Origin of the sequence: Alloalcanivorax balearicus MACL04, assembly GCF_025532145.1 — a bacterium.
Lineage (GTDB): Bacteria > Pseudomonadota > Gammaproteobacteria > Pseudomonadales > Alcanivoracaceae > Alloalcanivorax > Alloalcanivorax balearicus.
Window position 1 is genome coordinate 42,095 of record NZ_ARXS01000018.1, and the last position, 12,014, is coordinate 54,108.

11 protein-coding genes are annotated in these 12,014 nt (G+C 64.1%); 8 read left to right on the plus strand and 3 right to left on the minus strand.

The genetic code is table 11. The features are described 5' to 3' along the window. Window positions 1-2: 2 nt before the first annotated feature. From MA04_RS14900 to MA04_RS14925, 6 genes are all read left to right on the plus strand, one after another. Window positions 3-1,073: a cyclic nucleotide-binding domain-containing protein gene (locus MA04_RS14900; protein WP_163121161.1), complete on the plus strand. Its 1,071-nt coding sequence runs from the start codon at window positions 3-5 to the stop codon at window positions 1,071-1,073. A gap of 43 nt (window positions 1,074-1,116) precedes the next feature. Then, window positions 1,117-2,004, plus strand: coding sequence for an NAD(+) kinase (locus tag MA04_RS14905; RefSeq protein WP_014994154.1), 888 nt, complete (start codon window positions 1,117-1,119; stop codon window positions 2,002-2,004). 40 nt (window positions 2,005-2,044) lie between these two features. Next, window positions 2,045-2,326 carry a YeaC family protein gene (locus tag MA04_RS14910; RefSeq protein ID WP_163121159.1) on the plus strand — a complete coding sequence of 94 codons (282 nt, stop codon included), beginning with the start codon at window positions 2,045-2,047 and terminating at the stop codon, window positions 2,324-2,326. Then, a complete protein-coding gene (gene pepN, locus MA04_RS14915; RefSeq protein WP_262461271.1) occupies window positions 2,326-4,953 on the plus strand; it encodes an aminopeptidase N in 2,628 nt (875 codons plus the stop codon). Before MA04_RS14910 ends, pepN begins: the two co-directional genes overlap by 1 nt. Beyond that, the gene (locus MA04_RS14920) at window positions 4,953-6,302 is read left to right on the plus strand and encodes a DUF1329 domain-containing protein (protein WP_262461273.1); all 1,350 of its coding nucleotides are present in this window, start codon (window positions 4,953-4,955) and stop codon (window positions 6,300-6,302) included. The genes pepN and MA04_RS14920 overlap by 1 nt, the downstream gene beginning before the upstream one ends. 198 nt (window positions 6,303-6,500) lie before the next feature. Continuing rightward, window positions 6,501-7,508 (plus strand): quinone-dependent dihydroorotate dehydrogenase, encoded by a 1,008-nt coding sequence (locus tag MA04_RS14925; protein ID WP_262461274.1) that lies wholly within the window; start codon window positions 6,501-6,503, stop codon window positions 7,506-7,508. A gap of 136 nt (window positions 7,509-7,644) precedes the next feature. Here the strand turns inward: MA04_RS14925 and rmf are convergent, their stop codons facing one another. Beyond that, window positions 7,645-7,851, minus strand: a complete 207-nt coding sequence (gene rmf, locus MA04_RS14930; RefSeq protein WP_022994432.1) for a ribosome modulation factor — start codon at window positions 7,849-7,851, stop codon at window positions 7,645-7,647. A 418-nt stretch (window positions 7,852-8,269) separates the two neighbouring features. Here rmf and rlmKL point away from each other — a divergent pair, with 418 nt between their 5' ends. Together rlmKL and MA04_RS14940 are read left to right on the plus strand one after the other, a co-directional pair. Next, window positions 8,270-10,381 (plus strand): bifunctional 23S rRNA (guanine(2069)-N(7))-methyltransferase RlmK/23S rRNA (guanine(2445)-N(2))-methyltransferase RlmL, encoded by a 2,112-nt coding sequence (gene rlmKL / locus MA04_RS14935; protein ID WP_163121151.1) that lies wholly within the window; start codon window positions 8,270-8,272, stop codon window positions 10,379-10,381. Then, window positions 10,378-10,614 carry a glutaredoxin family protein gene (locus tag MA04_RS14940; protein WP_022994434.1) on the plus strand — a complete coding sequence of 79 codons (237 nt, stop codon included), beginning with the start codon at window positions 10,378-10,380 and terminating at the stop codon, window positions 10,612-10,614. The genes rlmKL and MA04_RS14940 overlap by 4 nt, the downstream gene beginning before the upstream one ends. A gap of 14 nt (window positions 10,615-10,628) precedes the next feature. Here the strand turns inward: MA04_RS14940 and MA04_RS14945 are convergent, their stop codons facing one another. Further along, entirely contained in the window at window positions 10,629-11,477 is an 849-nt protein-coding gene (locus MA04_RS14945) for a TatD family hydrolase (RefSeq protein WP_163121149.1), read from the minus strand. Then, window positions 11,474-11,872 (minus strand): DUF1499 domain-containing protein, encoded by a 399-nt coding sequence (locus tag MA04_RS14950; protein ID WP_262461279.1) that lies wholly within the window; start codon window positions 11,870-11,872, stop codon window positions 11,474-11,476. The genes MA04_RS14945 and MA04_RS14950 overlap by 4 nt, the downstream gene beginning before the upstream one ends. Between the last annotated feature and the right edge of the window lie 142 nt (window positions 11,873-12,014).

The following is a 12,014-nucleotide window of genomic DNA, read 5'->3' on the forward strand; positions in this document are numbered from 1 at the left end:
TCATGGCTCAAGAGTCCATCGATAAGCGTTTATTGCAGGCGTTCGTGCCGGTCAATGCGCTGTCCAACGATCAGCTCGACTGGCTGCTGGATCAGCAGGAAGTCTGCCGTTACGAGCCCGGCGATATTCTGTTCCGTCAGGGCGACCGCGATAACGCTACCATCTATCTGCTCAGCGGTGACGTGGAATTGTTCAACGAGAGTGGGCAGCGCGGTGTGGTGCGGGCCGGGGATGCCGCGTCCTGGCATCCGCTCGGCCATTTCCAGCCACGCCGGGATGACGCCCGGGCGCTGACCGAGGTCAGCGTGGTGCGTTTCGACAGTTTCCGGCTGGACACCATTTTGTCCTGGGATCAGTCCGCCGGTTACGTGATTCTCGACATCAATGCCAATGCCGCTTATCAGCATGACCGCGACTGGATGATCCGGTTGCTGAAGTCCAATCTGTTCCACCGGGTGCCGCCGGCCAACATTCTGGAAATCTTCCGCCGCCTGCACGCCCGCCGCTGCAAGGAAGGTGAGGTGATCATCCGCCAGGGCGAGGAAGCGGATTGCTGCTACATCATCAAGGAAGGGGTCTGCGAGGTGTCCATCGAACTGGGTAACCCCGGAGTGGCGACGCCGGTGGCGATGCTGGAGGAAGGGCAGTGGTTCGGTGAGGAGGCATTGCTGTCCGGCACGCCGCGTAACGCCACCATCACCATGGCCACGGACGGGGTGCTGATGCGGCTGGGGCGGGACGATTTCGACGCACTGCTGCGTGAACCGATCATCCATACCCTGCCGGTGGACAAGGCCCGGGATAAGATCGCCGCCGGCGCCCGCTGGCTGGATGTGCGCACCGGCGATGAGTTTGACCGTCATCGGTTGTCCGGAGCCGCTAATATGTCGTTGAATGTGCTGCGCCTGAAATCGCGGTTGCTGGACCCGAAACAGGCCTACGTGGCCTACTGTGACACCGGTCGGCGTAGCGCCACGGCGGCATTTTTGTTAAAAAACGCAGGCTTGGACGTGTTCGTGCTGGAAGGCGGCCTCAACGGCAACGCCGACCATCTGCACGAGTATCTCGAATAGCCCGTCCCGGGGATCCGGGGCTGGGGCCCAACCCGGGACTAATGTGGCGCAAGACAAATTTCGCAATATCGGCCTGATTGCCCGTTCCGAAAGCGAGCAGGCGCTGTACTCCATGCGCCAACTGATTCACTTTCTGCACGGTCGCGACTGCACCGTCATTCTGGAAAAGGACATCGCCGGCAGCCTCCCGGAGATGGGACTGCAGGCGGCCAGCGCCGCTCAGATGGGCGAATCCTGTGATCTGGTGATCGTGGTCGGCGGCGATGGCAGCCTGCTGGGCGCGGCCCGTACCCTGGCCCGTTACGATGTGCCGGTGCTGGGGGTGAACCGTGGCCACCTGGGATTTCTCACCGACATTCTGCCCTCGGAAATCGAGTCCCGGGTCGGCCAGGTGCTGGACGGCGAATACACCACCGAGCGCCGCTTTTTGCTGGATATGGAGGTGCGGCGAGGCAATCTGGTGATGGGCGAGGGCAGCGCTCTCAACGATGTGGTACTGCTCTCCGGTGACAGTGTCCATATGATCGACTTCGAGCTGATCATCGACGGCCATTTTGTCTATGGGCAGCGTTCCGACGGTCTGATCATCTCCACGCCCACTGGCTCCACCGCCTATGCCCTGTCCGGTGGCGGCCCGATCATGCATCCTCGTCTGGACGCCATGGTGCTGGTGCCGATGAACCCCCACACCCTGACCAGCCGGCCGCTGGTGGTGGACGGCAACAGCGAGATCAAGATCCAGATCACCACCGAGAAAGTGAAGCCCCTGGTGAGCTGCGACGGCACTTCCGGGGTGCGATTGCAGCTGGGCGACGTCATCGCCATTCGCAAGAAGCCCCACCGTCTGCAGTTGATCCACCCGCCGGGGCACGATTTCTATCAGGCCTGCCGTTCCAAACTGGGCTGGAGCACCCGTCCGGGGGATAATTGATGACCGACCGCTGTCCCACCCATGTCACGACCCGAGAGGGATGATGAATTTTTCCAATTTCGAGCAGTTGATTGATTCCATGACCCTGGAAGTGTGGCACGGCCTGCGCCGCGCCGTGGAGCTGGGGCGCTGGCCCGATGGCCGCCGGGTCTCCGCCGAGCAGCGTGAGCTGTGTCTGCAGGCGATCATCGCCTGGGAAACCAAGAATCTGCCGGAACAGGAGCGTACCGGTTATGTGCCTCCACACAGCAAGAGCAGTGCGGCGGACAGCGAGCAGCCGGTGGACCTGCAACCGGCGCCCGAGCGGAAAGGAGAGCACTGATGCGTGATGGCAGCCCGGCCAATGTCACTCGTCTGGCGGACTATCTGCCGCCAGCCTATCTGGTTCCGCGAACCCATCTGGATGTGGACATCCGTGACGGCCACACGCTGGTCACCGCTACCCTGACGCTGGAGCGTAACCCGGCCCGGGACGACCGGCCAGAGGACCTGGTGCTCGACGGCGAGCATCTGGAACTGTTGTCACTGAGTCTGGACGGCGCGGCGCTGCCGGCCTCCCGCTATCGCGAGGCGGACGGCCGTCTGACTGTGTTCTCGGTACCGGAGCGCTTCGAACTGACCTCGGTGGTTCGCATCGAGCCGGAAAAGAACACCGCTCTGGAGGGACTGTATCGCTCCAATGGCATGTATTGCACGCAATGCGAAGCCGAAGGGTTCCGCCGCATCACCTGGTTCCCGGATCGCCCGGACGTGCTCAGCCGGTTCACCACCACGGTGCGGGCCGACCGTGAACACTACCCGCTGCTGCTATCCAACGGTAACCCGGTAGCCAGTGGAGAAGAGCCCCAAGGCGAAGAGGAGGGCGGCCGGCACTGGGTCACCTGGGAAGACCCGTTCCCCAAACCCTGCTATCTGTTCGCCCTGGTGGCCGGCGATCTGGCCTGCCTCAAGGACACCTTCACCATCGCGTCCGGGCGTGAGGTGGCGTTGCATCTGTACGCTGAACACAGGGATCTGGACAAACTCGATCACGCCATGGTGTCGCTGAAAAAAGCCATGGACTGGGATGAGCGGGTCTACGGTCGTGAGTACGATCTGGATATCTTCCAGATCGTCGCCGTCAGTCACTTCAATATGGGCGCCATGGAGAACAAGGGGCTTAACATCTTCAACACCGCCTGTGTGCTGGCCCACCCGGCCACCACCACCGACGCCGCTTTCGAGCGGGTGGAATCGGTGGTGGCCCACGAGTATTTCCACAACTGGAGCGGCAACCGCGTCACCTGCCGGGACTGGTTCCAGCTCAGCCTCAAGGAAGGCTTCACCGTGTTTCGCGATCAGGAATTCTCCTCGGACATGAATTCGCGGGCGGTGGTGCGGGTGGAAAACGTGAACTTCCTGGTCAACCACCAGTTCCCGGAAGATCAGGGCCCGCTGGCCCACCCGGTGCGTCCGGCGCAGTATCAGAAGATCGACAATTTCTACACCCTGACCGTGTATGAAAAAGGCGCGGAAGTGGTGCGCATGCAGCATGAGTTGCTTGGCGCCGGGGACTTCCGTCGCGCCACCGATCTGTACTTCGAGCGTTTCGACGGGCAGGCGGTGACCTGTGATGATTTCGTCGCCTGCATGGAGGAGGTATCCGGACGTGACCTGAGCGGCTTCAAGCGCTGGTACAGCCAGGCCGGCACCCCCATCGTCAACGCCGAAGACAGTTACGTGGATGGCCTCTACAGCCTGACGCTGAGCCAGCACACCCCGGCCACCCCGGGACAGGAGGACAAGCAGCCGCTAATGATTCCGGTGAAACTGGCGCTGCTGGACCCGCGGGGCAAGCCGTTGGCGTTGAACGATCAGGGCGATACCGAAACCGTGGTGATTCTGGAGCGAGCCACGCAGACCTTCTCACTCCCGCTGCCGGTCAAGCCGACGCCCTCCCTGCTGCGGGGGTTCTCGGCGCCGGTGATCCTGCGCTACGACTTCGACGAAACCCAACTGCAGACATTGCTGGCCCACGACAGCGACGGTTTCTGCCGGTGGGATGCCGCCCAACGCCTGTACTTCTCGGCGCTGGCGCGCATCATCGAACAGGGCGAGAGCGCCGAGCAGCAACTGGCACGGCTGCGCCCGGCCCTGGAAGGGGTGATCCGGCGTGCCGCCGAGGATCCGGCCCAGGCCGCGTTGCTGCTGACCCTGCCCACCGAGACCGCCATCGGCGACCGTCATGCGCCATTGGATCCGGCCCGGGTGCACCGCGCCGCTCATGCTTTCAAGGTGGCCCTGGGACGGGCTCTCGACGAAGACTGGCGGCGTCTGGCCGAATCCCTGCGGGAGCCGGAATATCGCGCCGATGGTGACGCCATGGGTAAACGCCGTCTGCGCATGCTGGCCCTGTCCTACCTGGGCCTGGCCAAAGCCGATGGTATTGCCGGCGACCTGCAACGGACCTTCCGCGACGCCGCCTGCATGACCGAGGAAATCGGTGCCCTGGGCATTCTGGTGAGCAACGGCCTGGACGGCGCCGAGACGGCGCTGGAGCAGTTCGCCGAGCGCTGGCGGGACGAAGCGCTGGTGATGGACCAGTGGTTCGCGGTACAGGCGGCGGTGCCCGGGCCGGCCACGGTGGCGCGGGCGAAGGCGTTGATGTCCCATCCCGCCTTCGAGTGGACCCTGCCCAACCGGGTGCGGGCGCTGATCGGCACTCTGGTCAACGGCAACCCCTCGGCATTCCACGCCGAGGATGGCAGCGGCCATCGCTTGTTCGCGGAGGCTCTGAAGACGTTGGACGCCATCAATCCGCAGATCGCCGCCCGGCTCGGTAACGGCGCCGCGCGGCTGGATCGTCTGCGGGAGGATCTGTCGACGTCGCTGCGCACCGCGCTGAGCGAAGTGCGTGAAGGTGCCTCCGCCAATCTGGCGGAAGTGTTGGATCGTATTCTCGGGGCCTGATGAACCGCTATCCGCTGCTCTTGCTCGCCGGGCTGGCCCTCGGGCTGGCGGCGCAGCCGGTGCCGGCGGCGGTGAGCGAGCAGGAGGCGCGGCGGCTGTCGTCGGATCTGACACCGCTGGGCGGTGAACGGGCCGGCAATACCGAGCCACTCTCATCGCCGCTGGCGATCCCTCCCTGGCGCGGCGAGGGCTGTCGGGTGCCGGCGGCGGATCAGCCGCTGTTGCGCATCGACGCCGGCAACCTGGCCGAGTACGAGGCGGACCTGCCGCAGGGCGTGGCGGCGATGATCCGCCGCTATCCCGACAGCTTTTACCTGCCGGTCTACCGCAGCCGCCGCACCGCGGCGGCGCCGGATTGGGTGTATCGCAATACCGCCGCCAACGCGGTGCGGGCGACGCTTTCCGAGCGCGGCGTTGCGGGAGCGTTCGGCGGCATTCCTTTCCCCATACCGCACGGTGATGCTGGCGCCCGGGGCCGTCAGGCGATGTGGAACCATCTGTTGCGCTGGCGCGGTGTTTTCATGGAGCGCCAGTCCAGTCAGCTGTCGGTGCGCGCCGGCGGCGGCTACCGCCGCGTCAGCTCGCGGCAAAGTCTGTATTTTCCCTATTACGATGAGCGCCTCGACGGAGAGCGCATTGGGCCCCGTTACCTGTACTACTACTCGCGGATACTGGCGCCGGCGCGGCTGGCTGGTGGCGCGGTACTGATGTACGACACCCTCGACCCGGCGCGGATGCCGCGCCAGTCCTGGGGGTATGACGTGGGGCGGCAGCGCGTGCGCCGGGCGCCGGAAATCGCTTACGACGCCGTGCTGGCGGGCAGTGATGGTCTGCGCACCGTTGACGACGCGGATCTGTTCAACGGGGCGCTGGACAAATACCGCTGGCGTTTGCTCTACCCACAGCCGGTGGAGCGCTTCATCCCGTACAACAATGATTTCCATATCGATCTGGAGCGGGAGGGCGAATCCCTGCGCCGGGGGCATTTGAATCCGGCGCGGACGCGCTGGGAAAGGCATCGGGTGTGGGTGGTGGAAGGGCGCCTGCGGGAAGGCGAGCGGCATATTTATTCGCGCCGCCGTTTCTATATCGACGAAGACAGCTGGCAGATCGCGGTGGCGGACCAGTACGACCTCAGCGGCGCGCTGTGGCGGGTCAGCCTGGCTTACAGTAAATGCTATCCGCAGCTCCCGGCGGTCTGGACCGCCCTGGATGCCTATCATGACCTGCGCGAGGGCCGCTATCACTTGCGCTTCACCGAGACCAGCGAACCCGGTGGCCTGGTGTTTCCGGAAACACTGCCGGACGCGCGGGATTTCCTGCCTTCCGCCTTGCCCGACCTGAGGTAGGGTATCTACAAGGCACTTGAAGGAGCTTGCCCTGCAAGCGAATATTTTTGGGGCCAGAGATGAGTTCGCTTGCAGGCAAGCTCCTGCCGCGGCTTCGTGAAGCGGCTCAGCGTGCCGGCGTTTTGCAAACCGGGCAGGGCGGCGCGGTTCCCGATATAATCCCCGGCCGTTGTCGCCCACGAAGGAACCGGAACGCCCATGCTGTATTCCCTCGCCCGTCCCCTGTTGTTTTCCCTGTCCGCCGAACGCAGCCATGACTTGACGCTGGCGGCGCTGCGCCACGGCGCCGGCAAGCTCTATCCGGGCCGGGTACCGGACCGGCCGGTGCGGGTGATGGGGCTGGATTTTCCCAACCCGGTGGGGCTGGCGGCGGGGCTGGATAAAAACGGCGATTGCATCCGCGGCTTGGCGGATCTGGGTTTTGGTTTCCTCGAGGTAGGAACGGTGACGCCACGCCCGCAGCCGGGCAATCCGCGGCCGCGTTTGTTCCGGTTGCCCCGCTCCCGGGCAGTGATCAATCGCATGGGGTTCAATAACAAAGGCGTGGATTACCTGGTGGAAGCGGTCCGTGGCAGTGGCTACAACGGCATTCTCGGCATCAATATCGGCAAGAACAAGGACACGCCGATGGAGCAGGCGGTGGAGGACTACCTGCACTGTCAGCGCAAAGTGCACGCTCTGGCCAGCTATCTGGTGGTCAACGTGTCGTCGCCGAACACGCCGGGCCTGCGCGAGCTGCAGCATGGCGAGGCGTTGAACGCACTGTTGGGAACGCTGCGCGAGGAGCAGAGCAAGCTCGACCAGCGCAATGGCTGGAAGGTGCCGCTGGTGGTCAAGATCGCCCCGGATAACAGCGACGAGGAACTGGCGTCCATGGCGGAAGCCTTCGTCCGTCACGGCATCGATGGGGTCTGTGTCAGCAATACCACTTTGCAACGGCCCGGTGTCGCCGGCGAGCCGCACGCTGACGAGCAGGGCGGTCTCAGCGGTGCCCCGCTGAAACCGATCGCTCACCGCGCGCTGGACGTGGTCAGCCGCACCCTGAACGGCCGCGTGCCGCTGATCGGCGTCGGCGGCATCATGAACAGCGAGGATGCTCTGGAAAAACGGCGTCTCGGTGCCGATCTGGTGCAGATCTACAGCGGACTGATATATCGGGGCCCGGAACTGATCGGCGAGATCGCCCGGGGCTGGCCAAAGGACTGAGGCGTAAAGATCGCGAACAGGCTCTAAAGAAAAGGGCCCGGGTGGGGCCCTATGGGGTCGGCACCAAGAGTGCCGGCGCTGTGGAGAACGGGTTGCTTTATCGGTTCATCATATCCGGTTCATTTCCCCCTTTTCTTCAGCGGAGATCCTTGAGGTTGTGGATGCCGGCGACACCCACCAGGCCATGTAATTGATCAACGCGCCCTTCTCGCCATCCGTTCAGCCAGCTGCTGCGGGCCTGCAAAGCGTCGAAGGGACAAAAGTCTTTGGATTTTCCTTTATAACCGGCCTGGTATCCGCGGCTGTAGGCCCTCTCCTCACGACTCCGTTTCTGTCTTTTCATGGACACTTTCCTCTTTCCTTCATCGTAGTGACTGGGAATATCCTGCTGATCTTCTCTGTGTCACAATGCGCCGCCCTGAGTCCATACGGAACCTTCTCCGGCGGGGCGGGCGAGCCCTTTGTCTTCCCGGATTATGGCTCCGGGTGATTGTCCCTGGCTCAAAGGCCCGTGATGCCGGTGGCGAACACGAGTGATCAGGTATTGGTAGTGCCTTGGCCCGCGTCCGTTATCACGCAAGCCGTTCTTCGAGTATGGGAAAGGGGCCAGCCCGTGTCGAATAACGAACGGCAATATGTGACGGCGTGGTTAAACGGATGCCGCATATTTGACGGTTTCGTGAAAGTTCGCCTATCTCCTTGATTTAGTTGATAATTGTTTCGAGATACCAATTCGTGCAGACACCGACGAGGCATTCCCCATGGAGTTCGTGACCACTTGCCTGCCGGGCCTGGCCCCGCTGTTGGCCGAGGAACTGGTGGAGCTGGGCATATCCGTAACAGAGACCGGTAACGCCCATGTCATCATCGATGGGCGCCAGGAAGACGGCTTGCGGGTGTGCCTGTGGTCGCGCCTGGCGGAGCGTGTGCTGCTGCCGCTGGTGACCCTGGAGATCAGCGCGGAAGAAGCCCCGGAAGCGCTGGCGGCGGCGCTGGACTGGCCAGCCCTGGTGGCGGCCGGCGCGCCCTTGTTTCTCAATCTGGAGCACGGCAAGGGCGTACGCGGTGACAACCGTATCAGCACCCGGCGGCTGGCGCGGGCACTGCCCCCGTCGTTGCGCGTCTCGGACAGTGAACTGGGGGCGTGCTGCGTCCGTGGGCGTCTGGACGAGAATCAGGCCCACTTGTGGCTGGATCTGGCCGGCACGCCGCTGCACCGGCGCGGCTATCGCCTGGCCGGTGGCCGGGCACCGCTGCGTGAGAACCTGGCCGCGGGCGTACTGAGAGCCGGCGGCTGGCATCGCCAGGACCGTCCTTCCATGTTGCTGGATCCGTTCTGCGGTAGCGGCACCCTGCTGATCGAAGCGGCCTGGATGGCCGGCGGCGTGGCGCCCGGCGCTTTGCGTCAGGACTTCGGTTTCATGGCCTGGCGTGGGTGCCGGCGAGCGCTGTGGGAAGGGCTGCGCGAGGAGGCCGCCGCCACCTTGCAAAACCTGGCGCCGTTGCCGCCGCTGAAGGGCTTTGACGTGGACAACCGGGCGATCCAGTTCGCCATGGATAACGCCGAGCGGGCCGGGGTGCGGCGCTCGTTGCACCTGGAGCGGCGCGAGCTGGGGGCCTTGCGCCAGCGGGATCTGGGCGACACCGGCCTGCTGGTGACCAACCCGCCCTGGGGCGAGCGTCTGGAGGAGCGGGAGCGTTCCGCCTGGTTGCACGCCGGTCTTGGCCGCCTGATGGGGCAAAGGGCGCTCAACTGGACCGCGGTGTTGCTGGGTGCCGATGTCACCACCCTGGATCGTTGCGGTATGGACCTGCAAAGCCAGCACCGCTTGCTCAACGGTCCGATGAAGAACTATATCCGCGTCTACCGGCCACGGCCGCCAGTGGCGGAGTCACCGCTGCGGGTGGCGCCGGAGCCCGGCTTCGCGCCGCCGGAAGGGGCGGTGCCGCTGCTGAACCGGCTGCGCAAGAATGGCAAGCACCTTCGCCGTTGGCTGGAGCGTGAGGATATTCAGTCGTACCGTCTCTATGACCGTGATCTGCCGGAATTCAACGTGGCGGTGGATATCTATGGCGATCAGGCGCTGGTACAGGAATTCAAAGCGCCGTCCACGATTGATCCGGACAAGGCGAAGGAACGTCGCCAGTGGGCGGTGAGCGCGGTGCGCTCGGCGTTGGCGGTGCATCGGGAGCAGGTTCATCTGCGCACCCGTGAGCGGCAGAAGGGGCACAGTCAGTATCAGAAGCTGGACAGCCGGGGCCAATACAAGGTGGTGCGCGAAGGGCGTGCCCATCTGCTGGTGAATCTCAATGATTATCTGGATACCGGTCTGTTCCTGGACCACCGGCCGATGCGGCTGCGGCTGGCGGAGGAGTCCGCCGGCAAGCGCGTCCTGAATCTGTTCGCCTACACCGGCGCCGCCAGTGTTCACGCCCTGGTGGGCGGCGCCCGCCGGGTGGTGACGGTGGACGCCTCGCGCCGTTATCTGGACTGGGCCGCCTGTAATCTGGCCTTGAACGGCTTTTCCAGTGACGCTCACCCGCTGGAGCGGGCGGATGTAATGAGCTGGCTGGAAACCTGCCGCGAACAGTTCGATGTGGTGTTCTGTGATCCGCCCACGTTTTCCAATAACAAAAGCCGCCAGGACTTCGTGGTCCAGGAGCATCACGGCGAATTGATCCGCCGTATTCTCAAACGGCTCGAGCCCGGCGGTGTCCTGTACTTCTCCTGCAACTTCCGCCGTTTCGAGCTGGATGAAAGCATTCGCCGCTGGTACCAGGTGGAAGACCTTACCCAATGGAGCACCCCGGAGGACTTTCGCCGCCACGGACTGCACCATTGCTTCGCCATCCGTCACGGGGAGACACCATGACCGTCACGCTTTACACCACCTTGGGATGCCATTTGTGCGAGCGGGCCCGGGATATGCTCTTGACCGTGGACCCTCTGCTGGCCATCGAGGCCGTCGATATCGCCGAGGACGACGATCTGATCGCCCGGTACGGTGAGCGTATTCCGGTCTTGCGCCGGGGGGAGCAGGAATTGGCCTGGCCATTCGGACTGCTGGACGTGCGCGCGTTTCTGATGGGGGAACGGCTGGCTTGAGGGGGCTTGGAGTGCTACAAGGCCGCCGGCCAATCCCGCTGCAAAAACGCCAGAGTATTGGCCAGGGTTTGTTGGGCCAGGGTTTGCGTTGTTTCGCCCCGCAGGGTCGCCACCCGTTCGCCGATCCAGGGGAGCAGGCAGGGTTCATTGCGGCGTTTTTTCGCCGGAGGTTCCGGCAGGTCCCGTGGCAACAGGTAAGGGGCGTCGGTTTCCAGCAGCAGCCGATTGCCGGGAATATGCGGCACCAGCTCGGCCAGTTGCCGGCCGCGCCGTTCGTCGCAGACCCAGCCGGTGATGCCGATGAAGCAATCCAGGTCCAGATAGTCGAACAGGGGCCGGCGCTGATCAGTGAAACAGTGCACCACGACAGCGGGTAAACGGTCCCGCCAGGCCTTGAGCATGGGCAGGAAGCGATCGTGGGCGTCCCGCTGATGCAAAAACACCGGCTTGTTCAGCCCGGCGGCCAGTGCCAGCTGCGCTTCGAACGCCTTTTCCTGATCCGGGCGCGGGGAGAAATCCCGGTTAAAGTCCAGGCCCATCTCACCAGCCGCCGCCACCGCGGGTTGCTCCAGCAGCTCTTTCAATTCCGACAGGACCCCGTCGTTACAGAAGCGGGCACTATGCGGATGCAGGCCGGCGGTACAGAGCAGGCCCTGATCGGGGTAGCGTTGGCACAGCGCCAGTGCCTGCCGGGATTCCTCGACGTTGGTGCCGGTCAGCAGCAGGCGGCTGACGCCAGCCTGCCGGGCCCGTTGCAGTACCGCTTCACGGTCGTCGGCGAACTGGCGATCGGTGAGGTTGACGCCGATATCCGCCCATTCACATTCACTGGAGGGGAACTCACTGGATTCCGGCATACTCATCCGGCGCCTTGCCCCTGCGCCGGTGTCAGGCCGCCCAGCCGTTCCTCAAGCCGCTCACGCAGATCCTCCACCCGGCGCCGGTTGGCGCCGAAATCGTAGTATCCGACCCGGGAGGCGGAGCGCACTTCAATACCGCCGTTCTCGTGCACATAGAAAGTGACGTCATCAACGAAGCGAAGTACGCGGCTGGTGAAGCGGGCCTGCAAGCGGGCCGGGCCCACCTGTTCGAAACTGACACGGGGCAGGGTGGCCAGCACTGCGCTCAGCAGTTTTAGACTGCCGGCACGATCGGCGTAGCCGGGAAGAGGCGCCACCCGATGCCGTTCATCCGTGGCCAGGCTGGACACGCAATTGGGCGAGGACGGGCAGGGCGCTAGCAAACGGGTGTCGTTCATGGCAAAGCTACTCAGCAATAACAAACCACAGGCACAGAGAACACGGCGGACATGCCGTGAGAGAACCCGTGATGCGCCCCCGGCGCTTGGCATCCGCTGGGACGCCCGACCCTCCCTGGCACGTCGACTGGTGTCGCCGTTA

What these genes read in the sequence shown, in the direction of transcription:
- MA04_RS14900 (WP_163121161.1), top strand. Translation starts at nt 3, where the DNA reads ATGGCTCAAGAGTCCATCGATAAGCGTTTATTGCAGGCGTTCGTGCCG.
- MA04_RS14910 (WP_163121159.1), top strand. Translation starts at nt 2,045, where the DNA reads ATGATGAATTTTTCCAATTTCGAGCAGTTGATTGATTCCATGACCCTG.
- pepN (WP_262461271.1), top strand. Translation starts at nt 2,326, where the DNA reads ATGCGTGATGGCAGCCCGGCCAATGTCACTCGTCTGGCGGACTATCTG.
- MA04_RS14920 (WP_262461273.1), top strand. Translation starts at nt 4,953, where the DNA reads ATGAACCGCTATCCGCTGCTCTTGCTCGCCGGGCTGGCCCTCGGGCTG.
- MA04_RS14925 (WP_262461274.1), top strand. Translation starts at nt 6,501, where the DNA reads ATGCTGTATTCCCTCGCCCGTCCCCTGTTGTTTTCCCTGTCCGCCGAA.
- rmf (WP_022994432.1), bottom strand. Translation starts at nt 7,851, where the DNA reads ATGAAAAGACAGAAACGGAGTCGTGAGGAGAGGGCCTACAGCCGCGGA.
- rlmKL (WP_163121151.1), top strand. Translation starts at nt 8,270, where the DNA reads ATGGAGTTCGTGACCACTTGCCTGCCGGGCCTGGCCCCGCTGTTGGCC.
- MA04_RS14940 (WP_022994434.1), top strand. Translation starts at nt 10,378, where the DNA reads ATGACCGTCACGCTTTACACCACCTTGGGATGCCATTTGTGCGAGCGG.
- MA04_RS14945 (WP_163121149.1), bottom strand. Translation starts at nt 11,477, where the DNA reads ATGAGTATGCCGGAATCCAGTGAGTTCCCCTCCAGTGAATGTGAATGG.
- MA04_RS14950 (WP_262461279.1), bottom strand. Translation starts at nt 11,872, where the DNA reads ATGAACGACACCCGTTTGCTAGCGCCCTGCCCGTCCTCGCCCAATTGC.